21 protein-coding genes are annotated in these 25671 nt (G+C 72.2%); 7 read left to right on the top strand and 14 right to left on the bottom strand.

Annotated elements, in window-relative coordinates; translation table 11 throughout:
* Positions 1-8: 8 nt before the first annotated feature.
* The 6 genes from atzF to QPJ90_RS03765 all read right to left on the bottom strand — a co-directional run bounded on the left by atzF (position 9) and on the right by QPJ90_RS03765 (position 9710).
* Entirely contained in the window at positions 9-1742 is a 1734-nt protein-coding gene (gene atzF / locus QPJ90_RS03790; RefSeq protein ID WP_290133143.1) for an allophanate hydrolase, read from the bottom strand.
* 11 nt (positions 1743-1753) lie between these two features.
* Positions 1754-5431, bottom strand: a complete 3678-nt coding sequence (gene uca, locus QPJ90_RS03785) for an urea carboxylase (RefSeq protein WP_290133142.1) — start codon at positions 5429-5431, stop codon at positions 1754-1756.
* A complete protein-coding gene (locus QPJ90_RS03780) occupies positions 5428-6123 on the bottom strand; it encodes an urea amidolyase associated protein UAAP2 (RefSeq protein ID WP_290133141.1) in 696 nt (231 codons plus the stop codon). The genes uca and QPJ90_RS03780 overlap by 4 nt, the downstream gene beginning before the upstream one ends.
* Positions 6123-6935: an urea amidolyase associated protein UAAP1 gene (locus QPJ90_RS03775; protein ID WP_290133140.1), complete on the bottom strand. Its 813-nt coding sequence runs from the start codon at positions 6933-6935 to the stop codon at positions 6123-6125. Before QPJ90_RS03775 ends, QPJ90_RS03780 begins: the two co-directional genes overlap by 1 nt.
* Before the next feature lie 86 nt (positions 6936-7021).
* The gene (locus QPJ90_RS03770; RefSeq protein WP_290133139.1) at positions 7022-8581 is read right to left on the bottom strand and encodes an amino acid permease; all 1560 of its coding nucleotides are present in this window, start codon (positions 8579-8581) and stop codon (positions 7022-7024) included.
* 307 nt (positions 8582-8888) lie between these two features.
* A complete protein-coding gene (locus tag QPJ90_RS03765) occupies positions 8889-9710 on the bottom strand; it encodes an aldo/keto reductase (RefSeq protein ID WP_290133138.1) in 822 nt (273 codons plus the stop codon).
* Between the two features lie 69 nt (positions 9711-9779).
* Here QPJ90_RS03765 and QPJ90_RS03760 point away from each other — a divergent pair, with 69 nt between their 5' ends.
* The gene (locus QPJ90_RS03760; protein WP_290133137.1) at positions 9780-10892 is read left to right on the top strand and encodes a 5-methyltetrahydropteroyltriglutamate--homocysteine S-methyltransferase; all 1113 of its coding nucleotides are present in this window, start codon (positions 9780-9782) and stop codon (positions 10890-10892) included.
* 77 nt (positions 10893-10969) lie between these two features.
* Here QPJ90_RS03760 and QPJ90_RS03755 read toward each other — a convergent pair whose 3' ends face one another.
* Genes QPJ90_RS03755 through aztB form a run of 4 tightly spaced genes read right to left on the bottom strand, consistent with a single transcriptional unit; the run spans position 10970 to position 15181 of the window.
* Positions 10970-12166, bottom strand: coding sequence for a hypothetical protein (locus QPJ90_RS03755; protein ID WP_290133136.1), 1197 nt, complete (start codon positions 12164-12166; stop codon positions 10970-10972).
* Positions 12167-12192: 26 nt separating this feature from the next.
* Positions 12193-13128, bottom strand: a complete 936-nt coding sequence (locus tag QPJ90_RS03750) for a metal ABC transporter substrate-binding protein (RefSeq protein ID WP_290133135.1) — start codon at positions 13126-13128, stop codon at positions 12193-12195.
* The gene (locus tag QPJ90_RS03745) at positions 13125-14297 is read right to left on the bottom strand and encodes an ABC transporter (RefSeq protein ID WP_290133134.1); all 1173 of its coding nucleotides are present in this window, start codon (positions 14295-14297) and stop codon (positions 13125-13127) included. Before QPJ90_RS03745 ends, QPJ90_RS03750 begins: the two co-directional genes overlap by 4 nt.
* Complete coding sequence (aztB, locus tag QPJ90_RS03740) at positions 14294-15181, bottom strand: zinc ABC transporter permease AztB (RefSeq protein ID WP_290133133.1); 888 nt, start codon at positions 15179-15181, stop codon at positions 14294-14296. Before aztB ends, QPJ90_RS03745 begins: the two co-directional genes overlap by 4 nt.
* A 50-nt stretch (positions 15182-15231) precedes the next feature.
* Here aztB and QPJ90_RS03735 point away from each other — a divergent pair, with 50 nt between their 5' ends.
* On the top strand, positions 15232-15873 hold the full coding sequence (locus QPJ90_RS03735; RefSeq protein WP_290133132.1) for an ABC transporter ATP-binding protein: 642 nt from the start codon (positions 15232-15234) through the stop codon (positions 15871-15873).
* On the opposite strand, the gene QPJ90_RS03730 is transcribed toward QPJ90_RS03735, so the two are convergent.
* Positions 15843-16301 (bottom strand): MarR family transcriptional regulator, encoded by a 459-nt coding sequence (locus QPJ90_RS03730; RefSeq protein ID WP_290133131.1) that lies wholly within the window; start codon positions 16299-16301, stop codon positions 15843-15845. The genes QPJ90_RS03735 and QPJ90_RS03730 overlap by 31 nt on opposite strands.
* A 189-nt stretch (positions 16302-16490) precedes the next feature.
* Between QPJ90_RS03730 and QPJ90_RS03725 the strand changes: the two genes are divergently transcribed.
* The 3 genes from QPJ90_RS03725 to QPJ90_RS03715 all read left to right on the top strand — a co-directional run bounded on the left by QPJ90_RS03725 (position 16491) and on the right by QPJ90_RS03715 (position 19023).
* On the top strand, positions 16491-17144 hold the full coding sequence (locus QPJ90_RS03725; protein ID WP_290133130.1) for a hypothetical protein: 654 nt from the start codon (positions 16491-16493) through the stop codon (positions 17142-17144).
* A 116-nt stretch (positions 17145-17260) separates the two neighbouring features.
* Entirely contained in the window at positions 17261-18145 is an 885-nt protein-coding gene (locus tag QPJ90_RS03720) for a S26 family signal peptidase (RefSeq protein ID WP_290133129.1), read from the top strand.
* A complete protein-coding gene (locus QPJ90_RS03715) occupies positions 18142-19023 on the top strand; it encodes a LamG domain-containing protein (RefSeq protein ID WP_290133128.1) in 882 nt (293 codons plus the stop codon). Before QPJ90_RS03720 ends, QPJ90_RS03715 begins: the two co-directional genes overlap by 4 nt.
* Before the next feature lie 15 nt (positions 19024-19038).
* Here QPJ90_RS03715 and QPJ90_RS03710 read toward each other — a convergent pair whose 3' ends face one another.
* Genes QPJ90_RS03710 through QPJ90_RS03700 form a run of 3 tightly spaced genes read right to left on the bottom strand, consistent with a single transcriptional unit; the run spans position 19039 to position 22527 of the window.
* Positions 19039-19788, bottom strand: a complete 750-nt coding sequence (locus QPJ90_RS03710) for a copper homeostasis protein CutC (RefSeq protein ID WP_290133127.1) — start codon at positions 19786-19788, stop codon at positions 19039-19041.
* Entirely contained in the window at positions 19785-21350 is a 1566-nt protein-coding gene (locus QPJ90_RS03705; protein ID WP_290133126.1) for a M81 family metallopeptidase, read from the bottom strand. The genes QPJ90_RS03710 and QPJ90_RS03705 overlap by 4 nt, the downstream gene beginning before the upstream one ends.
* Positions 21343-22527, bottom strand: a complete 1185-nt coding sequence (locus tag QPJ90_RS03700; RefSeq protein WP_290133125.1) for an ROK family protein — start codon at positions 22525-22527, stop codon at positions 21343-21345. Before QPJ90_RS03700 ends, QPJ90_RS03705 begins: the two co-directional genes overlap by 8 nt.
* A gap of 215 nt (positions 22528-22742) precedes the next feature.
* Here QPJ90_RS03700 and QPJ90_RS03695 point away from each other — a divergent pair, with 215 nt between their 5' ends.
* Both QPJ90_RS03695 and QPJ90_RS03690 read left to right on the top strand, forming a co-directional pair.
* Complete coding sequence (locus QPJ90_RS03695; protein WP_290133124.1) at positions 22743-24542, top strand: peptide ABC transporter substrate-binding protein; 1800 nt, start codon at positions 22743-22745, stop codon at positions 24540-24542.
* Between the two features lie 91 nt (positions 24543-24633).
* The gene (locus tag QPJ90_RS03690) at positions 24634-25593 is read left to right on the top strand and encodes an ABC transporter permease (RefSeq protein WP_290133123.1); all 960 of its coding nucleotides are present in this window, start codon (positions 24634-24636) and stop codon (positions 25591-25593) included.
* The last annotated feature ends 78 nt before the right edge of the window (positions 25594-25671 follow it).

Here is a 25671-nt window from a genome sequence, read left to right as displayed (position 1 = left end):
GCCGACCGTCACGCGGGTGCTCCGACCGCCTGCGACCGGTACGCGCGCCAGCCCCCGTGGTGCGTGATGTCCTCGGCGCCCTCGACGGCGTACGGCTCGACGGTGAAGCCCGTGACCTCGGTGCCGTCCGCGAGGGTGACGGTGCCGATGGCCATGGGTGCGGGGAGCGCGGCGACGAAGGTCGCGAAGCCGGCGGCGGGGAGTCGCCAGACCTCGCCCGCGATGCCGCCGGCGCCGGTGGAGCTGCCGGCGTCCGGTGCTCCGGCCGTCCGCACCAGGCCCGGCTTCGGCGGCACGGTGTCGAGCGCGTACAGGCGGTAGTCGTCGGCGGTCCGGGCGTCGCGGACGAAGGTCCCGCCGGCGACGACGAGCTGGCCGTTGAGCGGCTGGTCGCGGAGGTGTGCACCGACCACGAGCAGGTCGACGGTCGGCTCCGCGAACGCCGCGGCCAGGGCGGCGAGGCGCCGGTCGGAGAACGCCGGTCCGGTGAGCATCACGCCGAACGGCAGCCCGTCGACGAAGCCGGCCGGCACCGCGAGGGACGCCATGTCGAGCAGGTTCGCGAAGTTCGTGTACCGGCCCATCCGGCTGTTCGCACCGATCGGATCCGCTGCGACCTCGTCGAGCGTCGGGTGCCAGGTCGTCGTCGGGGTGAGCAGTGCGGTCGTCCCGTCGAGGGCCGCCCGGCCTGCGGCGCCGAGGGCGTCGAGCCGTTCTTGGTCGGCGAAGAGCTCCGCGGCGGTGGGGGCTGCGCCGCCGAGCACGATCCCGGCGACGGTCGGGTCGAGGTCGTCGCCGATCCGGTCGCGGTTCGCTGCGATGTGCGCGCCGACCGCGGCGTAGCGCTCAGCGACGAACGCGCCGTCGTACAGCAGCTTCGCCGCGTCGAGCAGCGGCGCGATGTCCACCTCGACGACCTCGTGTCCGAGCGCCCGGAACCGGTCGACGGCGAGCCCGAACGCTTCGCCCCACCCGGGAGCGAGCCCCTTGAGTTGCGACGGCAGCGGGACGGCGATGCGGGGGACGGTCGGCAGAACAGGGCCGGTCGCTCCCTGGTCTGTGCGGGCCAGCGGGTCCACCCCGTCGGGCCCGGCCATGAGCTCGGCGACGGTGCGGGCGGTCCCGAGCGACCGTGCGAACACGGTCACGCAGTCCTGCGACCGGCAGGCAGGGACCACCCCGGTGTTCGGGACGAGGCCCTTCGTGGGCTTCACCCCGACGAGGTGGTTCAGCGCCGCGGGCACCCGACCGGAGCCGGCGGTGTCGGTGCCGAGCGCGAAGTCCACCACCCCGAGGGCGACGGCGGTGGCGGACCCGCTCGACGAGCCGCCGGAGATCCGAGTCGGGTCCCAGGCGTTGCGGACGGCGCCGAACGGGGATCGGGTGCCGACGAGGCCGGTGGCGAACTGGTCGAGGTTCGTCTTCCCGAGCACGATCGCGCCCGCGGCCCGGATTCGTGCGACCGCGGTGGCGTCCTCGGTCGGTGTGTACGCGTAGGACGGGGCGGCGGCCGTGGTGGGGAGGCCCGCGACGTCGATGTTGTCCTTCACCGCGAAGAGCAGCCCGGCGAGGGGCAGGGACGGTTCGACGGCCGACGCCTCGGCGACGACGTCGGCCCGGTCGCGCAGGGTGATCCAGACCTCGGGGCGGTCGACGGCCTCGATGCGGTCGAAGGCGTCGTGGACCCGGGCGACCGCGTCACCGGCGCCGGTGACACCGCCGCCTACGCTGCCGCCGCTCACGCTGCCGCCGCTCACGCTGCCGCCGCTCCGATCGCGGCGAGGACCTGGCCCGGGGCCACCTGGTCGCCCGGCTTGATGTAGACCTCCAGCACGTGTCCGTCCACCGGTGCGTGCACCATCGACTCCATCTTCATCGCCTCCACGGCCAGCAACTTCTGGCCCTCGTCCACACGGTCGCCCGGTCGGACGTCCACCTGCCACACCGTCGAGGTGAAGGGCGCGGTGACCGCGGTCGCCCCGGCGGGCAGGACCACCTCGTCCGGCAGCACGACGGCCGGTTCGTCCCGCACGTCGAACTCGCCCGATGCGCGCCACCGTTCCTTCTCCTCGTCGAACGCGCGCGCCTGCTGCGCGCGGAAGTCCGCGATCGAGCCGGCGTTCTCGGAGAGGAAGCGGTTGTACGACGCGATCGAGAACTCGCCGTCGACGGTCTCGAAGTGCCCTCGTCCGGCGTCCGTCTCGGCACGGAGTTCGAGGAGCTCCTCGGCCCCGACGGGGTACCACTCGATCCGGTCGAAGAACCGCAGCGCCCACGGGTCCTCCTGGAAGAGTCCGCCGCGGCGGAACCGGTTCCAGATCTGCACGGTGCGACCGACGAACTGGTAGCCGCCGGGACCCTCCATGCCGTAGATGCAGAGGTACGCGCCACCGATGCCGACCGAGTTCTCCGCGGTCCAGGTCCGGGCGGGGTTGTACTTCGTCGTCACCAGGCGGTGCCGCGGGTCGAGCGGTGTCGCGACCGGGGCGCCGAGGTACACGTCGCCGAGCCCGAGCACGAGGTAGCTCGCGTCGAACACCGTGCGGAACACGTCGTCCACGCTGTCGAGGCCGTTGATCCGCCGGATGAACTCGATGTTCCACGGGGTCCACGGGGCGTCGTTCCGCACCCCGTTCATGTACCGCTCGATGGCCAAGCGCGTTGCGGGATCGTCCCACGACAGCGGCAGCTTCACCGTGCGCGAGGGCACCACGAGCTGGTCGGTCGGCGGGATCCCGTCCTCGAGCTCGCGGAGCAGGCCCGCCATCGTGCTCGCCTTGAGCACGCTCGTGTCGGTGTGCACCTGCAGCGACCGGATGCCGGGGGTGACGTCGACGATGCCCGCCGGCGCCTCCTCCTGCAGCTTCGTCATGAGCGCGTGCACCCGCATCCGCAGGGCGATGTCGAGCGTCATGTCGCCGTACTCGACGAGGACGTTGTCGTCGCCGTCGCGTCGGTACGCGACGCTCGGACGCGCGTCGGTCGCGTCCAGGCGCGCCAGGACCCCGTCGTCGCCGTCGCCTCCGGTGCGCGGAACCGACCGGGAGGCGCGGTGTGCGTCGAGCGCGGCGGCGTCGGCCTCACGGACGGGGACGAAGCGGACGGTGTCGCCCGGCCGCAGCTGGCCCAGCTTCCAGAGGTCGCCGCTCGCGACCACCGCGGGGCAGACGAAGCCGCCGAGCGAGGGGCCGTCCGGGCCGAGGATGATCGGGGTGTCCCCGGTGAAGTCGATCGCGCCGACGGCGTACGGGGTGTCGTGGATGTTCGACGGGTGCAGCCCCGCCTCGCCGCCGTCCGTCCGCGCCCAGCCCGGACGGGGTCCGATGAGCCGGACGCCGGTGCGGGCCGAGTTGTGGTGGACGACGTAGTCGGTGGCGTAGAAGACGTCGAGGTCGTCACGCGTGAAGAAGTCCGGCGCGCCGTGCGGCCCCTCGGTGACGGCGACCTCCCACGTGTCGGTCAGTGCCGTGCGGCGGTCGGCCGGGGTCGGGCCGCCCACGAGTCCGAGCCGGACGCCCTCGGGGAACGCCGGGTGCGGGGCGTCCGCGTCCGGGGAGCCGGGGCGCAGGACGTCACCGGCGAGGAGCGCTCGACCCGCGTGGCCGCCGAACCCACCGAGCGTGAACGTGGCCGTCGAGCCGAGGTAGGTCGGGACGTCCAACCCGCCTCGTACCGCGAGGTACGCCCGGAGTCCGGGGCCGGCGGCGGTGCCGACCGCGAGGATCTGACCAGCCGCGACCTCGACCGGCTCCCACATCGGCACGGTCTCGCCGTCGAGCGTCACCGGCACCGGGGCACCCGTCACGGCGACGACCGCCCCCGCGGAGAACCGGAGCGTCGGGCCGGTCGCGGTGACCTCGAGCGCGGGTGCACCGTCCGGGTTCCCGACGGCCCGGTTCGCCTCGGCGAAGGACGCGCCGTCGAACGGGCCGCTCGGCGGCACACCCACCTGCCAGTACCCGGTGCGACCGGGCAGGTCCTGCACCGTGGTCATCGTCCCGGGCACGACGACGTCGATGCGCGGGTCCGGGTCCTCGGTCTCGTCCAGGGTGGACGTGCTGTGGGTGGCGGTCCGGAGCTCGAGGTCGTCGGTGAGTGCGCGGAGGAGCCCGGCGTTCGTGACGATCCCGTCGATCCGGGTGCCCGCGAGGCCGTCGCGGAGGCGGTCGAGTGCGTCGTCGCGGGTCTCGCCCGTGGCGATGACCTTCGCGAGCATCGGGTCGTAGAACGCGGACACCTCGGAGCCCGTCTCGACCCAGCCGTCGACCCGCAGACCGGTCGCCTCCGGGAACACCGCCTGGGTGACGAGGCCGCTCGACGGCAGGGAGCCCTTCGCGGGGTCCTCGGCGTAGAGCCGCGCCTCGACGGCGTGCCCCTCCGGTGTCCACTCGCGGGTGAAGACGTCGTCGGCGATCCCGCCGGCACCGTCGCGGGCGAGCCGGAGCATGAGCTCCACGAGGTCGACGCCGAAGACCTGCTCGGTGACGGGGTGCTCGACCTGCAGGCGCGTGTTGACCTCCAGGAACGACGCCTCCTCGCGCACCGGGTCGTAGACGAACTCGACGGTCCCGGCGCTGCGGTACCCGACGCGCTCGGCGAGCCGACGGGCGGACGTGTGGAGTGCCTCCCGGACGTGTCGGGGGAGTGCCGGGGCCGGGGCCTCCTCGATCACCTTCTGGTTCCGGCGCTGGAGGGAGCAGTCGCGGTCGCCGATCACGGCGACCCGCCCCTCACCGTCTCCGAAGAGCTGGACCTCCACGTGGCGGGCCGGTCGGACGAGCCGTTCCAGGAAGATCCCGGCCGAGCCGAAGGCGGCCGAGGCGGTGCGCTCGACGCTCGCGTAGGCCTCCCGGACCTCGTCGAGGGTCGCGCAGGCCTGCATGCCGATGCCGCCGCCGCCCCCGGTGGCCTTGAGCATGACGGGGAGCCCGATGCGCTCGGCCTGCGCGACGGCGTCCTCGACGCTGGCGAGGAGCCCCGTGCCGGCGAGCATCGGCACGCCGGCCGCGGCGGCGAGCTCGCGGGCGGTGTGCTTCGCGCCGAACTGTACGATCTGCTCGGACGTCGGGCCGACGAAGCGGATGCCCGCGGCCTCGCACGCGGCGGCGAACGCGGTGTTCTCGGAGAGGAAACCGTACCCGGGGTGGACGAGTCCCGCGCCGGTGTCGAGCGCAGCCTGCACAACGGCGTCGATCCGCAGGTAGGACTCCCGCGCGGGTGCCGGTCCGAGCCGGACGGCGGTGTCGGCCTCGCGGACGTGCGGGGCGGCGCGGTCGGCGTCCGAGTAGACGGCGACCGTGCGCATGCCGAGCGCCTTCGCGGAGCGGATCACCCGGCGGGCGATCTCGCCGCGGTTGGCGACGAGGACGGTGTCGGTGGAGAGCGGGGGTGTCACGGTGTCGGTCCCGGTGGGTTCGGGCGCGGCGGTCACGGCTGGACCACGATCATGCGCAGCGGCGTGCAGGAGAAGTCGTTGCAGGGGTTGTTCATCTGCGGGCAGTTGGACACGATCACGAGGACGTCCCGCTCGGCCCGCATCGCGACGCGCTTGCCGGGGGCGCTCATGCCGTCGACGATGCCGAGCGCGCCGTCCTCCTCGACGGGGACGTTCATGAACCAGTTGAGGTTCGACACGAGGTCGCGGGCACCGAGCCCGTGGCGGGCGGCCTCGGCGAGGAAGTTCTCGCGGCAGCCGTGCTGGTACTGCGTGTGGTGCCCGTAGCGGAGCGTGTTCGACTCCTTCGAGCACGCGCCGCCGATGGTGTCCTGCCGGTCGATCTCGTTCGCGACGACGGTCATCAGCGGACGGCCCTCGTTCGACATGAGGACCGTGCCGGTGCGGACGTACGCGTTGCCCTGGGTCGCGAGCGTGTCCGGCACGCTGTACCGCTCGTCGGGGTCGTGCGCGTCGTAGACCAAGCAGTCGGCGCTCTGGTTGCCGCCGACGTCGACGATCGTGAGGACCTCGCCGGCGCGGACGACGGCGGACCACGGGGCGAGCGGGGCCACACGGTCGTCGCGGACCACGGTGCCGGGGACGAGGGAGTCGCTCCAGTCGAGCGGGACGTCGGGGTCGTGGACGGCGCCGACGGGGACGGTGGAGGTCGTGGTGGCGGTGGTCATCAGCAGCCTCGCGCTTCCGCGTAGTCGATCGAGTTGAGGTGGGCACGGTGCAGTTCCGGCGTCGCGGTGGCGCGGTCGTCCGTCGCCGCGGTGGGGGCACCGCGCCAGGCGTGCACCCGCAGCGGGCCGACCGCGTACTCCGGTCGCGGGTCGAGCGGGTGGGCGACGTTCGCGACGAGGACGAGGAGCGGCAGCTCGGCGACGAGGGTCACGTGCCGGCCGGGCCCGGCCGACCCCGTCGGCGTGAGCGTGCCGTCCGGCTCCACGTGGACGCCCTGGAAGAACGAGACGCTCGGCGGGAGGTCGCGCTTCGACAGGCCGTGCTTGGCCGCCGCCTTCGCAAAGAGCGACCGTCCGCTGGGGCTCGGGCCCTCCGGTGCGGCGTCGCCGTACTTCCGGTCGTTCCACGCGTCGGTGGTCGTGCCGCAGAAGGCGTCGTGGTGGCCGGAGGTGTCCTCGACGATGCTCGCGAGGACGCGCCCGTCACCGCTCAGGAGCGGCGAGCCCTGCCCGAGGTACGCCTGCCACGGGATCTTCTGCGTGTCCGCGACGTTGAGCCGCTCCCAGGGCTCGAGGGCGTTGTACACGAGGACGTTCGCGCAGGCGTCGCCGGTCGGGTCGTCGAACCGGATCCGCGTCCCGCGGGCGAGCACCTTGTGGGTGTACCCGCCCGGCGCCACGGTCTCGGCCCACACCAGCTCGGCCGGTTCGACGCCGTCCGGGGTGAACGGCGAGGTCGACGCGGGCAGGTACGGCATCCAGTCGGACGTGGCACCGGCCTGTGCGCGGGCGTCGGAGCGTGAGGCGGTCACGCTGTCGGTCTGGTGGAGGTCACGCACGGCGGGGCCTTTCGGTGGGACGGGTCGGGACGTGGTGGGGGCGGCGCGCTCGGCTGCGCTCAGGCCTCGACGGGAGTGGGGGCGGTGTGCGGCACCTCGGCGAGGGTGAGTGGACCGTGCGCCCGGTGCCGCCACGAGGACCACGCCCAGCCGACGAGCAGCACGGCGCCGATGAACAGGAGGGCGCTGTACTGCAGCCACCACGAGTTCCCGGTGAGGTCGTAGATCTCCGGCCGCGGCCAGATGAGGTTCACGGCCATGCCGACCTGGAACGCCACGGCGAGCGCGTTGAGCGGGATGCCCCACCGGCCGAGGGTGATCAGCGGGCGGCCGTCCTCGTCCACACCGGTCGGCAGCCCACCGGTGCGTCGTGCCCGGATCCGCTGCACGAGGAGCGGACCGGTCACGCCGAGGTACGCGAGGTACAGCATCGCGATGCAGAGGCTCGACAGGGCAGTGAAGATCGCGGACTGGCCGATGTTCACCGCGAGGGCGAGTCCGGCGCCCACGCCGACGACGATCGACGCGGCGATCGGGGTGCCGGTGCGCGGCGACACCTTCGCCAGCGTCCGGTGGAACGGCAGCGCGCGCTCCCGGGCCATCGAGTAGACCATCCGGGCCCCGGCGGTCTGGACGGCGAGGGTGCAGGCGAAGACCGCGACGGCGACGCAGCACAGCAGCAGACGACCGAACACGTCGCCGAGGGTCGAGGTGATCACCCACGCGAGCCCCTGCGTGGCGAGCTTGCCGTCGGTCAGGCTCGGCGCGGCGACCAGGGCGCCGACGATGAGCAGGCCGCCGCCGAGGCCCGAGACCGTCAGGGCGCGGACGATCGTCTTCGGAGTGGTGCGACGCGGGTTGTGGGTCTCCTCGGCGAGCTCGCCGGCGGAGTCGAACCCGACCATGACGTAGGCCGCCATGAGCGACGACGCGAGGAACGCCCACACGTACGGCTCGGTGCTGGTCGAGCCCTCGGTCGAGAGCACCACGGCCGGCGAGCGGTGCGGCAGGACGAACAGCGCCGCGATGAGGACGACGACGCCGACGATCTCCACGAGGACGCCGAAGCTCGTCACCCGGGCCATGAACCGGACGCTCACGATGTTCACGACCGTCGTCAGTGCGAGCATCACGAGCCCGAGGACCACCGCGTTCGCGGCCCCGGTCGGCGACGCGACCGAGGGGTCCGCGGTCGAACCGCCGACGATCTGGAAGCCCGGCCAGATGGACGGCAGGACCGCCTGCACGGCGATGGCGGCGACGGCCACGGTCAGGATCTGCCCGATGATCATCGTCCAGCCGGTGAACCAGCCGAAGCGGGCACCGGCGAGACGACTCGACCACTGGAAGATCGCGCCGGAGATCGGCCAGCGGGCCGCGAGCTGGGCGAAGTTCAGCGCCACGAGGAGCTGGCCGCCGAAGACGAGCGGCCATGCCCAGAAGAACGCGGCACCGCCGAGCCCGAACCCGAGGCCGAACAGCTGGAACACCGTGGTGAGGATCGACACGAACGAGAACCCGGCGGCGAAGGACGAGAACGACCCGACGCCGCGGTGGAGCTCCTGCTCGTACCCCAGGGCGGCGAGGTCGGAGGCGGCGGTCGAGGGGTCGGAGGACATGGTGGCGCGTAGTGCGTGGAGCGGAGCTTCGGGAGAGCGCATGGCTGCAGACCTTTCGCGGCAGTACCTGTCGGGCGACAGGTAGTACGAGTGTCGTGCGGCGCTGTGTCGTGGCCGTTGCCCGTCTGTTTCGTGCTCGTGTCGTCAGCCGCCGGCACGTAAACAGTGCGCGACGACGGACGGGAGGCCCGTGGCGATCCCGCCACCCCTCCCTCGCAGGCTCGGTCGGCGCGCCCCGCGCAACGCTTCGCGTCGCCGCCCAGCGGGGCGCGCCCGTCCGTCGTGTGGTCGCGTCAGCGACCGCCGGTCACGCCGTCGTGTCCTCCAGCGCGTCGAGCGCCGCGACGTGCTCCGCCGACAGCACGAAGTCCACGTCCGCGTTCTCCGCGATCCGCGACGGCGTCGTCGACTTCGGCAGCGGCAGCACGTCCTTCTCGAGCAGGTACCGGATCGCGACCTGCGCGACGGACTTGTCGTACTCCGCCGCGATGTCGCGGATCTGCGCGTTGTCGAGGAGACCGCCGGTGGCGAGCGGCGAGTAGCCCTCGGTGAGGATGTCGTGCGCGCGGTCGAACGCGGTGGTCTCGTCCTGCGTGTTCCCGATGAACCAGCGGATCTGGTTCGCGTGCGGGACCACGTCGGTGCGGCCGAGCAGGTCCTCGAGGTCGGCGACCGCGAAGTTCGAGACGCCGATGCTCTTCGTGCGGCCGGCGTCGTAGAGCTCCTCGAACACCTTCCACACCTCGACGTTGCCGTCGCGGTGGTCGGACCCCATGTCGCTCCAGGGCCACGGTGCGTGGATCAGGTAGAGGTCGACGTGGCCGAGGTCGAGGTTCCGGGTCGACTCCTCGAAGGCGTCACGGGCGCCGGACGCGGTCTTCACCTCGGCGGGGAGCTTCGTCGTGATGAAGAACTCGTCGCGTGGGACACCGCTGTCGCGGACGGCCTCACCGACGCTGGCCTCGTTGCCGTAGGCGAGCGCGGTGTCGATGTGGCGGTAGCCGGCCTCGATGGCGGTCTTCGTGGCGTCGTAGGCATCGCTGCCGGACGGGATCTGCCACGTGCCGAAGCCGATCTTCGGGATGTGCAGACCGTTGGACAGGGTGAACGTGTCGGTCAGTGCGGGCATGCGGCGCACACTACGCCGCGCGACGCGGTCGGCTCCCGGCTCCTGGTTCCGCATCGGTACCATCGGCGCATGTCATCGCGACCGCCGTTCCGAGCCGACGTCGTCGGCAGCTTCCTCCGCCCCGTCGCCGTGCAGGAGGCCCGCGCCGCCCACGCCGCCGGGACCGTCGACGACGACGCCCTCCGCGCCGTCGAGGACGAGTCCGTGCGGGCGCTCGCCGACGCGCAGCAGGCCGCCGGGCTCCAGGTCGTCACCGACGGCGAGGCCCGACGCAGCTGGTGGCACCTCGACTTCTGGGGCGGCCTGGACGGCGTCGAGGTCGTCGAGCTCGACCACGGCATCGCGTTCCAGGGGGTCTCCACGACGCCGAAGGGGCTCCGCGTGACCGGCCCGGTGTCGTTCCCGGCGGACCACCCCTTCCTGGCGCACGCCCGCTTCGTGGTGCAGGAGGCCGCCCGCCGCGGCGTCACGGCGAAGTTCACCATCCCGTCGCCGACGGTGTTCGACTTCCGGCTCGACGCCGACCAGCTCCGGACCGACCACTACGCCGACCGCGCGGCCGTCACCGAGGACCTCGTCACGGCGTACCGCGACGCGATCGCCGCGTTCCACGCCGTCGGGGTGCGCTACCTGCAGCTCGACGACACCGCGTGGGCGTACCTCTGCTCGGACGTCGAGCTCGAGAAGGCCCGTGACCGCGGCATCGACACCGAGGGCATCGCCGCCCGGTTCTCGGCGATCGTCCGGCGCGTGCTCGATGGTCGGCCGTCGGACCTCGTGGTGACGACGCACGTGTGCCGCGGCAACTTCCGGTCGACCTGGATCTCGTCCGGCGGGTACGAGCCCGTGGCCGAGGAGCTGCTCGGCAACACCGGCTACGACGGGTTCTTCCTCGAGTACGACAGCGACCGCGCGGGCGGCTTCGAGCCCTTGCGGTTCCTGCCGCACGGCGACCAGGTGGTCGTGCTGGGACTCATCACGTCGAAGACCGGCGAGCTCGAGGACCCGGCGGTCGTCGAGCAGCGCATCCGGGACGCCGCGCAGTACGCGCCGCTCGAGCAGCTCGCGCTGAGCCCGCAGTGCGGCTTCGCCTCGACGGAGGAGGGCAACGTCCTCTCCGAGGACGAGCAGTGGACGAAGGTCCGCAGCGTGGTCGCGATCGCGGACCGCGTCTGGGGCTGACGCACCCACTGGACGGACGGGAGGCACGGTGCGGGCCCGCACCGTGCCTCCCGTCCGTCATCGGGTCCGTCTCGGCGCTACGCGACCGCGATCTCGTTCGGGACGCCGGGGAGCTCGTCGCTGGAGGCGACGACCTCGCCGCTGGTGAGGTCCACGGCGTGGACGGTCTTCGTCGCCGGATCGGTGACGAAGGCCGTGTCGCCGGCCACCTCGAGGGCGGGGTGCGGGTCCTGCCACTCGACGGGGCCCTCCCACGCGTCGATGACCGGGAACGTGGCGAGGTGCTCGCCCGTCGTGACGTCGAAGGTGTGCAGGGATCCGTCGGAGCCGAGCACGATCGCCTCGTCGTCCGGCCCGCGCGCGAGGTCACGGAAGGTGAAGCCGACGCCCTCGGGCAGGTCCGCAGTCTCGTACGATCCCTGCTCGGTGTCGATCAGTGCGAGCTGGTCGAGGAGGTAGCCCTCGCTGTCCGGGTCGTCGTTGTAGTCACCGACCGCCACGGGGCTCGTGTCCGTGGTGAACAGGTTGCCGGTGCGGCCGTACGCGGTCGGCGCGTCGATCTTGGTGAAGGTGCCGTCGCGGTAGACGAGCGCGCCGTCGGTGCAGCCGAACACCGCGACCTCGTCCGCGACGGTGCCCTCGCCGTGCACGTCGGGGCAGTCCTCGGAGCGCGTGGTCTCGGTGCCGTCGTCGTCGAGCGCGCGGACGCCGGACCGGGACTCCTCGGTGCCGATGGTGGTGAGGAGCGTGCCGTCCTCGAGCTCGATCGCGACGCCGTGGTGCGCCGCCTCGGACCGCGTCGTGTCGACCTCGGGCAGGCTGCCGTCGTCCACGGTGTCGGTCAGGTCGTCGTGGTCGAACGCGGTGACGTCCCCGGTGCCGTCGGCGAAGAGCGTCGTCCGGTCACCGTGGACGACCGCGTGGCCGCCGGCGTCGGCGGGGAAGACGGCGTCGGTGAGCGCCGGGTCCGAGGCGGTGTCGAGGACGCGGAAGCCCGCGGGGACGGTGACGAGCACGTGACGGCCGTCGCCCGCGGGGTTCACCCGCGTGAAGCCGTCGATCGCGTCGTCCGACACCACGTGGAGGTCCTCGTCGAGGACGAGCACCCCGCCGTCGTAGGTCACGGTGAGTCGGGTCTCGTCCGCAGCGCGTGACCGCTCCGCGCGGTCCTCCGCGTCCGAGGGATCGGTGGAGCACCCGGTCAGGGCGAGGGTGGCCGCCCCGAGGAGCAGGGCGGGGGCGACGGCGGTGCGTCGCTTCGAGGATGTCGTCATGACGGTCACTGTATTGATTCTCATTCTCATCTGGAAGCCGACAGGCCGTCGGCGATCGCCTCGGCGTTCGAACGGGTCATGCCGAGGTAGGTGCTCGCGGGACCGGTGGCGGTCAGCGACTCGGTGGCGAGCGGGGTGATGGTGACCTCGACGCCGACCTCGTCGGCGAGGACCTCGGCGAGTCGGGCCGGCTGGGAGAGGTCGGCGAAGATCGTCGGCACCCCGGCGTCCTCGATCGCCGACGCCAGGTCGCGGAGGTCCGCGGCGCTCGGGGAGGCGAGGGTCGTCCCGCTCGGGATCACGGCACCGACGACCCGGAAGCCGTAGCGGTCGGCGAGGTAGCCGAACACGTGGTGGTTCGTCACGAGGGCGCGACGGTCGGCGGGGACGGTCGCGAACGCCGCGGCCACCTCGTCGTCGAGTGCGTCGAGCTGCGCGCGGTAGCCGTCGGCCCCCGGCGCGTCGATGCCGACCTCGCCGAGGGCGTCGTGGAGTGCCGTGACCACCTCGGCCATCCGCTGCGGGTCGGTCCAGAAGTGCGGGTCCGGTCCGGAGTCGTCCTCGGTGCGCCAGTCGAGGACGTCGATCGCGTCCCCCGCCGTGAAGACCGGGACGCCGTCGGCCGCTGCCGCCTCGACGTGCCGAGCGACGCCCTCCTCGAGGCCGAGGCCGTTCTCGACGACGAGGTCGGCGGAACGGAGTCGTGCGGCCTCCTGGGCGGAGACCTCGAAGGAGTGCGGGTCCGCACCCGCGGGCATGAGGACCTCGACGTCCGCGGCGTCCCCCACGACCTCGCTGACGACGTCGCCGAGGATGTTCGTCGTCACGGCCACGAGGGGGCGGTCGCGCTCGGTCGTGCTGCAGCCGGCGGTGGTCGCGACGAGTCCGGCGACGAGGAGCACGACGGTGGCACGCACGGCGGCCGTGCGCGCGGCGGCGGTCGCTCGGGCTGCGGGGGTCACCGGCCGACCTCGGCGAAGGCGGCGACGGGGTGACCGAGCGCGATCGTGCGGGCCACCCGGGCGTCGTCCGCGAAGTCGATCTCGTGCACCGACCCGGTGGTCGGGTCGGCGACGTAGGCCCGCTGTGCGTCGACCTGGAGGAGGGCCGGGCCGTCCGCCGTGACCAGAGGGTCGGTCGTGGCGGTGCGGCCACTCGTGGACGTCGGGTCCGCCGTCGCGACGACGACCACCCGTCCCGTGTCGTCGACCGCGACGACGTGCCCGTCGGCGTCGTCGACCGCCGTGACCGCACGGAGCGGTCGTTCCGAGGCGACGTGCCGCCACGAGTGCTCCCGTGCGTCGAGCAGCCAGGCCCCGCCGTTCCCCGCGACACCGGCGACGGTGGGCCGTCCGGCCCGCGCTGCGAACGACGTCGGACGGTCCGTCGTCCCGTCGGGCAGCGGGACCGTCGTCGCACCGGCCTCGTCCACGACGACCGCACCGTCGGAGCACCCGACCACGGCGCCCGCCCGGGTCACGATGCCGCCGGCGGGCTCCGAGCAGGACACCGCATCGCCCACGGCACGGCCACCCCGGTCGAGGATGGTCACCGTGTCGTCGGCCCCGACGACGAAGCGGTCGCCGAACGGCAGCAGGACCGACGCCTCGACGCGCAGGACCTCCTCGACCTCGCCCTGCCCGAGCGACTCGCGGTCCAGTGCGACGGCCTCGCTACGGTCCGGCCAGGTCAGCGTGGTGGTCGTCTCCGAGGAGTGCACGTCGACCGCTCCGCCGCGATCGACGTGGCCGACGACCCGCGGCTCGGCGGCGTAGTAGTGCGTGTGGTCGCCGTGGTCGACCGTCCAGGCGCCTCCGTCCGTGATCGTCGTCCGGTCGTCGTCGGACGTGACGAGGAACCGTCCGTCCGTGGCGGCATGCGTCGGGGCATCGACGGTGTCGAGCGCGGAGGACTCGCCGGTGAGCAGGTCGCGGATCGTGGTCCGGCCGTCGGGGTCCACCGCGAGGAGGCGCAGCTGGGGCTCACGGGCCTCCCGAGCGCCCTCGACGTACCCGTGCGGGCGGTCGGTCGTCGCGGCGGCTCCCGGTGTGGCCGGGTCGGTCGAGCAGGCGGCGAGCAGGAGCGTGAGCCCGAGCGCGGCGCCGACGGCGGGGGTGGATCGGTGGTTCATGGGGCCTCTCGTGGTGCTGTGGACCCGGGGGTCCGGGCGGTCCGGGTGGGCTTGGGGTGCGCCGGAGCGCGGCCGTGCAGCAGGGCGGCGGCACCACGGGAGACCGCCACGCCGAGGACCGCGACGACGGCGATGCTCGCGCCGGCGGCCGTGCCGAGGTGCCACGAGACGAGCAGGCCGGCGAGGACGGCGGCGGCACCGATGCCGGCGCCGAGGAGCATCGTCGAGCGGACCGAACGGGTCCACGCGCGCGCGGCGGCGGCCGGGGCGAGGAGGAGCCCGACCACGAGGAGTGTCCCGACCGCCCGGTACGACGCGACGACGGCGAGGGTGACCAGGGCGACGAGGACCACCTCCGCCAGGCGCGGTCGCAGCCCGAGCGTCGCGGCCTTCCGGACGTCGAACGCCGTCGCTGCGAACGGTCGGTGGAAGCAGATCGCCGTGCCGAGCGCCACGGCGGCGGCCACGGCGAGGCCGGCGAGGTCCGCCGCGGTCACGGCGAGCACGTCCCCGAACAGGATCGCGGTCACGTCCGTCGCGAACGAGCGCGACGCGGACACGACGATGACGCCGAGGGCGAGCATGCCGACGAACAGCAGGCCGATCGACGCGTCGTAGGACAGGCGGGCGCGCCGGCGCAGTGCTCCGACGCCGAGGACCATGACGCCCGCGCTCGCCGCGGCACCGAGGGCGGCTGGGACGCCGGTCAGGGTCGCGACGGCCACCCCGGGGAGCATGCCGTGCGCGAGTGCCTCGCCGAGGAAGGCCATGCCGCGCACGAGGACCCAGGTGCCGACGACCGCGCACAGCACCGCGGCCAGCGTGCCACCGACGAGGGCGCGCAGCATGAAATCGACGGAGAAGGGGTCGGTCAGCCAGGTCACGTTCGGAGACGCTACATGAAAACGACTATCAATACTGATAGCGTGCTCAGGTGTCCCGAGCCGCCGCCATCGAACTGACCGACGTCGCCCTGCACCGAGGTGACCGCTGTGTCGTCGCCGGACTGCACGCGACCTTCCGGGCTGGTGCCGTCACGGCGCTCACCGGACCCAACGGGTCGGGCAAGTCCACCGTGCTCGACGCGATCGCCGGACTGGTGCCGTGGTCCGCCGGGCGGGTGGCGGGCCTCCCGACCGACGTCGCGTACGTGCCGCAGTCCGTCCCGCCCGGCGCGCTCCCGCTGACCGTGCGCGACGCCGTGTCGATGGGGCGGTGGCGGGCCCGGCCCTGGTGGCGCCCGGCCACGCGGCGTGACCGCTCGGTCGTCGAGGCCCAGCTCGAGCGCCTGGCCGTGGCCGACCTCGCGCACCGTTCGTTCGACGAGCTCTCCGGCGGGCAGCGGCAGCGTGTGCTCGTCGCGCTCGGGTTCGCCCAGGAGGCGTCGGTGCTGCTGGTCGACGAGCCCACCGCGGGCGTCGACGCGGCTTCTGCAGCGCTCGTCGTCGCGGCGCTGGCGGACGAGGCCGCCGCCGGTGCGGTCGTCATCCACGCGGCGCACGACCCGGTCGCCGTGGCAGCCGCGGACGGCGTGGTCGCGCTCGGTCAGCCCTCCGCCGCGCCGGCCTGTTCGTAGAGGCTCGTCGCCAGGTCGCTCAGCAGCGTGACGAGGTCGCCGTCGTGCGTGGCGTCGACCGCGGTGAGCAGCTCGGCGTACCGCTGGCGGTACCCCCGGACGACCGCATCGCCCTCGGGTCGGAGTCGCAGGAGTGACCCCCGCCGGTCGTTCGGGTTCGGCGCGCGCTCGACGAGGCCGGCCGCGGTCATCCGGTCGACCATGTTCGTGACGGCACCGGAGGTGAGCCCCAGGTAGCCGGCGACCTCGGTCGGGGTCGAGTAGCCCGTGTCGTCGATGAGCACGAGTGCGCGGAGGGCGTTCTCGTGCACGCCCGCGCGGGCGCTGAGCTGCCGGACGAGCACGGCGTTCGCGCGCACGACGGCGTCGAACGCACTGATGAGCTCGCCGGGGTCGGTGGTGGGTTCGGGTGCACCTGCTCGGGTCACAGGTCCTCCAGTTCGGGTCCGGAGGGGCCGTCCGTGGCGTCCCTCACACTGGGGACAGTACACGAGTAGCCAAGTTTGTGAATGATTGAGTATCTTGATGAGTGAAGCAAGTCGGCCCGAACCCCTTGCTCCTCCGGAAGAGCCGGACCACACCGACCAGCCAGACCACACCGACCGAAGAGGTTCCCCGTGTCCAAGAAGCCCCGCACCTCCGCAGCGAAGCGGATCCGTTTCGCCCCCGTCGCCCTGCTCGCGGGCATCTTCGCCGCCGTCCTCCTCTCGCTGTCGCTCACCGGCACGCTGTCCGGGTTCGCCGCGAGCATCACCAACAGCAGCAACACCGCCGCCAGCGGCACCCTGACCATGCAGGAGCAGAACGCCGGCGGCACGGTCACCTGCACCAGCACCGACGGCGGATCGGTCTCGACCAACGCCGCGACCTGCTCGACGATCAACAAGTTCGGTGGGAGCACGACGATGACGCCGGGCAACACCGTGAACACCGCGATCTCGATCAAGAACACCGGTACCGCCAACGCCGCCACCTTCACGCTGACCCCGGGCGCGACCTGCACCCAGTCCAACAACGGCACCGTCAACGGCAGCGCCACCGACCTGTGCTCGAAGATGAACCTCGTCATCACCTCCGGCTCGACCACCGTGTTCAGCGGCACGCTCGCCAGCTTCAAGGGCGCCGCCTCGACCGCGTTCACGATGCCGCCCGCCCCGGCGGCCGGTGCCAGCGTCCCGTTCAACTTCGCCGTGACGCTCGACTCGTCGGCCGGCAACACCTACCAGGGCCTCGCCGCCTCGGTGCCGATGACCTGGACCTTCACCGCCTAGCGGCCCGGACCACCCCAGACCGGCGACGCTCGGCCGACCCCCCTCCGGCCGAGCGTCGCCACCCACCACCCCACCCCGTCCCCACCCCGCACCACCCTCGACGACCGGAGCAGCACATGAGCCAGACCGCAGCCGTCCCGCTCAGCGGCACGCTCGACCGGCCGCTCCTCGGCGCACACACCGCCACCCGCTTCGAGACCGTCCTCGCCTGGTCGGTCGCCGTCGTCGCCGCGGTCCTCCTCGGCGCTGCGGTCCTGTTCCTCGGCTCCGGCGGGCGCTGGTTCGTCGTCGAGACCCCGTCGATGGGCGTGGCCGCACCGGTCGGCACGCTCGTCCTCGACCTGCCGGCCCGCGCGTCGGACCTCGCGGTCGGTGACGTCGTCACGTTCGAGACCGCGGCGAACCCCGGTGTCGTCTACACGCACCGCATCATCGGCGTCGACCACGACGGCGGGCTGCACACCCGCGGCGACATCAACGGCGCGACCGACCCGTGGACGCTCACGCAGGCCGACGTCATCGGCTCGCCGGTGCTCCTCGTCCCGCACCTCGGCTGGCTGTTCCGCGCGGCCCCGCTCCTGCTCATCGGCACGCTGGTGATCTGGACGCTCACGAGCGTCTTCACCGACCGGGTCACCCGCACGTGCCTCCGCATCGCGGGCGGGGCACTCACCGTCTCGTACGCGGCGTTCGTCCTGAAGCCGTTCGTCAACGTGACGACGATCACGAACACCGCCGACCACACCGGTGTCGACGTGACCATCGTGTCCTCGGGCATGTTCCCGGTCCGTGTCACGGCACCCGGCGCCGAACCGCTGCACCTCGTCGACGGGCAGGTCGGACACATGGTCATCCACGAGCTCACGAAGAACGGCCACTACCAGCTGACCTCGAACATCGACCTCGGCCCCGTCGGCTGGGGGCTCCTCATCGCCGCGTGCCTCGTGCCGCTGGCGCTCTGCCTCTCCGTCGGCCGGACCGACGCGGTGCGCGCATCGTGAGCGCGTTCCGGTCCGCCCCGGGCGCGATCGCCCGCCGGCTCCGGGACGGCCGCGTCGTGGCGCTCGTCCTCGTCCTCGCGATCGCCGTCGTCGTCCTGTTCAACGCCTTCGCTCCGACCCGCTCCGCCTTCGGCGCGAAGATCACGAACGACACGGACACCGCCGGGACGGCCCCGTACTTCACCTGCTCCGCGGCCGTCGGCGCCGACACCGCGAACGCCGTGTTCGCCTACCGCCTCGGCGAGGCCTCGGGTTCGACGGTGGCGACCGACTGGTCCGGCAAGAGCCAGAACGGCACCTACCAGGGGTCCATGGCGGCGATCGCACCGAGCCCGAACGCCTGCCCGCGCGACGCGGGCACCGCCTACCAGCTGAACGGGTCGACGAGCTTCGTCTCGACGCCGAAGGCGGTCGCGAACCCGACCACCTTCAGCGAGGAGGTCTGGTTCCGGACCACCGTCGCGGGCGGCATGCTGATCGGGTTCGGCAGCAACCAGGTGACGACCTCTGGGCAGCACGACCGACAGGTGTACCTGAACACCTCGGGACAGCTCGTCTTCGGCGCGTACAACGGCACCACGCAGGTCGTCACCTCGCCCAAGACCTACACGGACGGCGCGTGGCACCACGTCGTGGCGACGATGTCGGCCGCCACCGGGATGCGGCTCTACGCGGACGGCGTGCTCGTCGCGTCCAACGCGGCGTACACGGCTCCCGAGAACTACACCGGCTACTGGCGCATCGGGTACGACACCGTCTCCGGGTGGCCCGGCCAGCCGTCGAACTTCTGGTTCACCGGCCAGATGCGGTACGCGGCCGTCTACAGCACCGTGCTCTCCGCGACGCAGGTCGCGAACCACGCCACCGCCGGGCGCTGACGTCCGGGTACCCGGTCAGACGCCGGCGGTGTCCAGCGCACGTCGTGCCGCCTGCACGACCTCGGCATCGGTGACCAAGTGCGCCGACCCGTCGTCGGAGCCGCCCATCGGCACGCCGGTGTGGGCACTGCCGGCGGCCGGGCGCTTCGCGGAGAGGTGCACGGCGGCGACCCCCGCCGCGACGAGTCCCGGCACGTCCGCCGGGGTCACGCCGGCGCCGGCCATGACCTGCACGGGCCCCGAGGACTCGACCATCCGCGAGATCGTCGAGGCCCCCGCGGCAGCCGTCAGGGCACCGCCGGAGGTCAGGACGCGGGTGAAGCCGAGGTCCGCGACCGCCGCGGCGGCGGCGACGGGGTCCGCCGCGTGGTCGATCGCGCGGTGCAGGGTGACCTCGGCGGTGGCGCTCACCGAGCGGGCCGCGGCGACGAACCGGCGGAGGGCGTCGAGGTCGAGGGTCCGGTCCGGGCGGAGCGCGCCGACCACGACACCGGCCGCTCCCGACCGGATGACGGTGCGCACCTCGCGCTCCATGAGGTCGACCTCGTCAGGGTCGTGCACGAAGCCGCCGGGGCGGCACCGGACGAGGGCGTGCGCCGGGATGCCGGTCTCGTGCACGGTCTCGACGAGTGCCTGGGACGGGGTGAGGCCACCGAGTTCGAGGCCGACGCAGAGCTCGACGCGGTCGGCGCCGTGGTCGCGGGCGACGACGGCGCCGGCGGGTGACGTCACCGCGATCTCGAGGGCGACGGGGACAGTGGTCACGCGATGGCTCCGAGCGGTTCGTTCGACGGCGGGATGATCCGGGCTCCGAGGTCGGGCGCCGACGGGAACTCCCGATCGTAGGGGAACATCGGCCGCTGGATCCTGTGGTGCCCGAGCCGCTCGAGGTCCTGGTCCACGCCACCCGGGGTGAGCGCGAGCATCCAGTCCGCAGCCATGTCGAAGAGTTCGGGCTCGAGGTACCCGATCTTGACGATGACGACGTCGGCGTCCCGTGGGGCGAGGTCGAGGTCCGTGAAGTCGTGCTCGTGGTGGTACGGCTTCCGGAGCGTCGTGAGGATCGCGAACACCGACCCGACCTGGAGCACGACCTCGGTCTCGGCGTCGCGGTCCCCGTGCTTGACGGCGTGCACCCGGCCGGTCATGGTGAGCGGCCCCGCGTGCACGGCGTCGACCGCAGCCCCGGCGGTGACGGTCACGGTCGCACCGACCCCGGCCTCGACGGCGGTGGCGACGGCCTCGGGCCCCGGGACGCTCGCGTAGATGACGGTCGGGCCGTCGGGCGACGAGAACGCCGGGTTCGCGAGCACCTGCGTCAGCCCCCACGTCATGTCGCCGGAGCCGCCTGCGGTGGGGTTGTCGCCCGAGTCCGAGACGAAGTACGGTCGCGCGGCCCCCGGCGCGAGCGCAGCGGCGAGGCACTCGTCGAACGAGCCGGTCGGTGCGACGAACACGAAGTCCTCGCGGACGTCCCAGAACGCGCGCGCGAGCCGTTCGGCGCCGGCGGCGACGGCCTCGCGGTCCCAGCCGGTGACGACCGTGACGGCGCGGTCCCGGGGCTGGTCCGCCCAGGCGTAGCCGACCCAGATCGCGGCGTCGAGGACACCCGGGGTGGCCTCGACCTCCGGCACCTGCGCGTACAGCGAGGCCGCGGGTTCGATGCGCGTCGAGGTCTGCTCGCCGGGCAGCAGCACGGGGATCGGCACCCAGGCCTTCACGGGACGTTGCTCGCCGACCGGCTTGGTGGTGAGCACGTCGACGAGGTTGCGGACGGCGCGCTCCTTCGTCTCGAGGGCGTCCTCGTGCGGGGCCATCCGGTAGCAGGTGACGAGGTCGACCTGGTGTGCGAGCTCCGCGGTGACGTTGCCGTGCAGGTCCATCGAGGCCGACACGACGACGCCCGGTCCGACGACCGCGCGGATGCGTCCGAGCAGGTCCGTCTCGGCGTCGTCGAGGCCCTCGACCACCATCGCGCCGTGGATGTCGTACCAGAGGCCGTCGACGGCCCCGTCCGCGACGATCGCCGCCAGCCGGTCACAGATCTCGGTCGCGAGCGACTCGTACGAGTCGCGGTCGACCATGCCGCCGGGAAGGGCGTGCCCGATGAGCGCGCCGCGGAAGTCGGCCCGGTCGGCGTACGACGCGAGGAACGGGTACCGCGCCACGACCTCGTCGCCGCGGTCCGGGTGGAACGCCGGTGCGTGCGTCCGGGTGGGGGTGAACGTCGAGGTCTCGATGGCGAGCCCCGCGATCGCGATCACCGGGCGACGGACGCCGGACGCAGCGGGCGCGGCAGGCACGGACTCAGACACGGACTCAGACACGGACGTTCCTCTTCCTGACGGCGGACTGGGGGATGGGCGCCGAGAGCTCCTCGAGCGAGGCGGTCAGGCCCCGCTGCAGCGCGAACTGGCCGGCGCCGACGAGCCCGGCGTCGGCGCCGAGCGACACCGGTTCGATCGCGAGGTGCTGCGTCATGAGCGGGTGGCAGCTCTCGTACAGCTGGCTCCGGACGGCGGCGATGAACGGGTCGAGCGTCGACAGGATGCCGCCGAGGTAGACCGCGTCCGGGTTGAAGAAGTTGACGTTGGCCGCGAGGACCTCACCGAGGTACCGGCCGGCCAGCCGCACGGCACGGGTGGCCTCGGGGTGCGCGTCCGAGGCGAGCCGGACCACGTCGGCCGTGGACTCGACCGCGACCCCGGCGTTCGACAGGATGCGGACGAGCGCGGCACCGGAGGCCACCGTCTCGAGGCAGCCGGTGTTGCCGCACGAGCACGGGGTGTCCCCGGCCGCGTCGATGCGCACGTGCGTGATGTCGCCGGCGGACCCGGTCGACCCGCGGTAGAGCCGGCCGTCGATGACGATCCCGGCACCGATGGCCGAGCCGGCCTTGATCGTGATGGTCTGCCGACGCGACGGGTCCTGCACGCTCTGCTCACCGGCGGCCATGCAGTTCGCGTCGTTGTCGACGACCGCCGGCAGCCCGAACCGCTCGGTGAGCCAGGACGCCACCGGGAAGCCGTTCCACCCGGGCATGCGGCTCGGCAGGTCGACCACGCCGGCCTCGACGTCGACCGGGCCGGGCAGGCTGAGGCCGACCCCCCTGAGCCCCGCGCGCCCCTGCTCGTCGGCGAGACGCTCGAGCATCCCGGCGAGTCGCTGGAGCCCGGCGGTCGGACCGTCGGCGAGCGCGAACGGGACGTTCGCGACGGACTCGAGCGCGCCTCCCGGTCGGACCACGCCGATGCGGGCGTGACCGCCACCGACGTCCGCGGCGACCGCGTACTCGTCGGCCCCGCCGATCCGGAGCACCTTGCGGGGGCGCCCGCCCGTCGAGACGTCGGTGCCCTCCTCGGCGAGGAGCCCGTGCGCGAGCAGCTGCGCGACCACGTGCGAGACGGTCGACGGCGCGGCACCCAGCAGCGTGGCGATCTCGGTGCGGCTCGAGGCCTGTCCCGAAGCGACGAGCTCCAGGACGCGGGCGCTGAGGTCGGCCACGACTTTCTCCAATCCGGTGGAAAGCGATCGGCGACCGCCCGTGAGTCCGAGCCTAAGCGGCAGATCGGCCCGTCCACCCTTTCGCCCGAACCGCAGAAACGAACTATTTACATCGGATTGTTTGTTTTTCCAACGCCTTTGGTCATTGACTGTCCCCGTGCCGACCGGCACGCGTGCTCCACACCCCGACACCTCCCACGCACCAGGAGACACACATGACCAAGCCCCGTCGCTGGGCGCTCCTCACCGGAGCCGCGATCGCCGTGAGCGCGCTGCTCGCCGGCTGCTCCGGAGGCGGCAACGCCTCGTCCGGCAGCAGCAACACCGACGAGATCAACTACGCGCTGCCGGCCAACTTCACGCCGAACTGGATCCTGCCGATCGGCACGGCAGCGCACCTCAACACGAACAACGGCTCGATCGCGCAGTCGCTGTACGAGCCCCTCGTCGCGTACGACGGCTCGACGGGCAAGATCGCGTGGAACAAGGCCGGCTCCGTGGCAACCGACGCAGCGTTCGCGAAGGACGGCACGAGCGTCACGATGACCCTCGGCGACCGCCACTGGTCCGACGGCAAGCCGATCACGAGCCGCGACGTCGAGTTCTGGTTCAACCTCATCAAGGCGAACAAGGACCAGTGGGGCTCGTACTCGAAGGGCAAGGCGCCCGACAACTGGACCTCATTCAAGGCCATCGACGACACCCACTTCACGATCACGTTCGACAAGGCGTACAACGCCGACTGGATGCTCGCGAACCAGCTGAGCCACATCATCCCGCTGCCGCAGCACGCCTGGGACAAGACGAGCGCGAGCGGTTCGGTCGGCAACGCGGACGAAACCACCGCGGGCGCGAAGCAGGTCTGGAAGTACCTCAACACCGCCGCCGGCAAGATCTCGGACTACGCTAGCGACGACCTCTGGAAGACCATCTCCGGCCCGTACGGCGTGAGCGCGTTCACCACCGCCGGCAAGGTCACGCTGACGGCCAACAAGGAGTACGACGGCGGCGAGGAGCCCGCCATCAAGACCGTCAACCTGCTGCCGTTCACGTCCGCTGACGCCGAGGTCAACGCCGTCCGCTCGGGCGGGGTCGACTACGGCTACATCAACGCCACCGACATGGACCAGAAGGCGTCCTTCGAGGCCAAGGGCTACGAGGTCAAGCCCTGGACCGGCTGGGCCATCACGTACATGCCGTACAACTTCAACAACCCGACCATGGGTGCGGTCTTCAAGCAGCTCTACGCCCGCCAGGCCGTGCAGATGTCGATCGACCAGACCTCGCTGTCGGAGGTCGTGTTCAACGGCACCGCCACCTCGACCTACGGCCCGATCCCGCAGGCGCAGGAGTCCGACTACGTCTCGTCCGTGCAGAAGGACAACCCGTACCCGTTCAGCACCTCGAAGGCCAAGGCGCTCCTGACCAGCCACGGCTGGGAGGAGCAGGGCGGCACCATGGTCTGCACCGACCCGGGCACGTCCGACAGCCAGTGCGGCGAGGGCGTCGACAAGGGCACGAAGTTCACCATGAACGTGCTCTCGCAGTCCGGTTCCACCGTCACCGACAACATGATGAGCGCGATCCAGTCCTCGCTCGCGAAGACCGGCATCGGCTTCACGATCAAGACCGCGCCGGTGTCGAGCGTCCTGTCGCAGACCCCGACCTGCACCAGCGACGAGGCCAGCTGTGACTGGGACCTCTCCTTCTTCGGCACCGCGGGCAGCTGGTACTTCCCGGCTTACCCGACCGGTGAGTCGCTCTTCCAGACCGATGGTTCGGCCAACTTCGGGTCGTACTCGAACAAGGAGGTCGACCAGCTCATCGACGCGACCACCACGTCGACCGATTCGACCGCCGTGCAGGACTACAGCGCGGCCGTCGCGAAGGACCTCCCGGTCATCTGGCTCCCCGAGCCCGACTACCAGATCTCGGTCGTCAAGAAGGGTCTGACCGGGTTCGACCAGGACTCCCTCGCGAACTTCCACCCCGCACAGTGGAAGTGGAGCAAGTAACACCCAGGACAGCCGGGAGGCGCGGTGCGCGTCCGACGCGCACCGCGCCTCCCTCCCGGCTCACGTCTCCAATCCGACCATCGGAAGCCGCATGACCACCGCTCTCTACCTGCTCCGGCGCGTGCTGCAAGCACTCGCCGTGGTCCTCATCGTCACGATCGTCGTGTTCTGCCTGCTGCACGCCCTGCCGGGCGGACCCGCCCGCGGCGTCCTCGGCGTCTCCGCAACGCCGGCGCAGATCGCCGCGTTCAACCAGTCGCAGGGACTCGACCAGCCGCTGCCCGTGCAGTACCTCCGGTTCCTCGGACGCCTGCTCACCGGCGACATCGGCATGTCGTACACGCTCAACGAGCCGGTCTCGCAGCTCATCGCCGAGCGCCTGCCGAAGACCCTCGTGCTCACCGGCATGTCCGCCGTCCTCGGGCTCGTCATCGCGATCCCGGTCGGGATGTGGCAGGCCGTCCGCCGCAACGGTGCGGTCGACTACGCGGCCACCGCGCTGGCGTTCGTGTTCTACTCGACGCCCGCGTTCTTCCTCGGACTCGTGCTCATCATCGTCTTCAGCCAGCAGCTGCCGTGGCTGCCGTCCCAGGCGCCGAGCGGGAACACCCTCGCCGAGGTGTTCCAGGACCCGGCCGGCCTCGTGCTCCCCGTCGTCACCGGAGCCCTCGCGATGATCGCCGTGTTCAGCCGGTACATGCGGGCCTCGACCCTCGAGAACCTCCAGGAGGACTACGTCCGCACGGCTCGGGCCGGGGGAGCCTCGACGGCGACGATCCTCCGGCGGCACGTGTTCCGGAACTCGCTCACCCCGGTGGTCGCGATGCTCGGCTACTACCTGCCCGTGCTGTTCGGCGGGGCCCTCGTGACCGAGCAGCTGTTCAACTACCCCGGCATGGGGCTGCTGTTCTGGAACGCGGCGCAGACGTCGGACTACCCGACGCTGCTCGGCTGCGTCCTCGTCATCTCGATCGCGACCGTCGTGGGCACGCTGCTCGCCGACGTCGCGCAGTCCCTCATCGACCCGCGAACGAAGGCGAGCCGCGCATGAGCGTCGTCACGTCCCTCATCGACACTGCGCCCACCGACGACGTGATGGGAGTCCGCGCATGAGCGTCGTCACGTCCCT

Origin of the sequence: Curtobacterium sp. 458, from assembly GCF_030406605.1 — a bacterium.
In the GTDB taxonomy this organism is placed as follows: Bacteria; Actinomycetota; Actinomycetes; order Actinomycetales; family Microbacteriaceae; genus Curtobacterium.
The sequence above is the reverse complement of the archived record's forward strand: the minus strand, read 5'-3'. Positions and strand labels throughout refer to the sequence as shown.

What these genes read in the sequence shown, in the direction of transcription:
- QPJ90_RS03690 (WP_290133123.1), top strand. Translation starts at nt 24,634, where the DNA reads ATGACCACCGCTCTCTACCTGCTCCGGCGCGTGCTGCAAGCACTCGCC.
- QPJ90_RS03780 (WP_290133141.1), bottom strand. Translation starts at nt 6,123, where the DNA reads ATGACCACCGCCACCACGACCTCCACCGTCCCCGTCGGCGCCGTCCAC.
- QPJ90_RS03760 (WP_290133137.1), top strand. Translation starts at nt 9,780, where the DNA reads ATGTCATCGCGACCGCCGTTCCGAGCCGACGTCGTCGGCAGCTTCCTC.
- QPJ90_RS03695 (WP_290133124.1), top strand. Translation starts at nt 22,743, where the DNA reads ATGACCAAGCCCCGTCGCTGGGCGCTCCTCACCGGAGCCGCGATCGCC.
- QPJ90_RS03745 (WP_290133134.1), bottom strand. Translation starts at nt 14,297, where the DNA reads ATGAACCACCGATCCACCCCCGCCGTCGGCGCCGCGCTCGGGCTCACG.
- QPJ90_RS03770 (WP_290133139.1), bottom strand. Translation starts at nt 8,581, where the DNA reads ATGTCCTCCGACCCCTCGACCGCCGCCTCCGACCTCGCCGCCCTGGGG.
- QPJ90_RS03765 (WP_290133138.1), bottom strand. Translation starts at nt 9,710, where the DNA reads ATGCCCGCACTGACCGACACGTTCACCCTGTCCAACGGTCTGCACATC.
- QPJ90_RS03720 (WP_290133129.1), top strand. Translation starts at nt 17,261, where the DNA reads ATGAGCCAGACCGCAGCCGTCCCGCTCAGCGGCACGCTCGACCGGCCG.
- QPJ90_RS03755 (WP_290133136.1), bottom strand. Translation starts at nt 12,166, where the DNA reads ATGACGACATCCTCGAAGCGACGCACCGCCGTCGCCCCCGCCCTGCTC.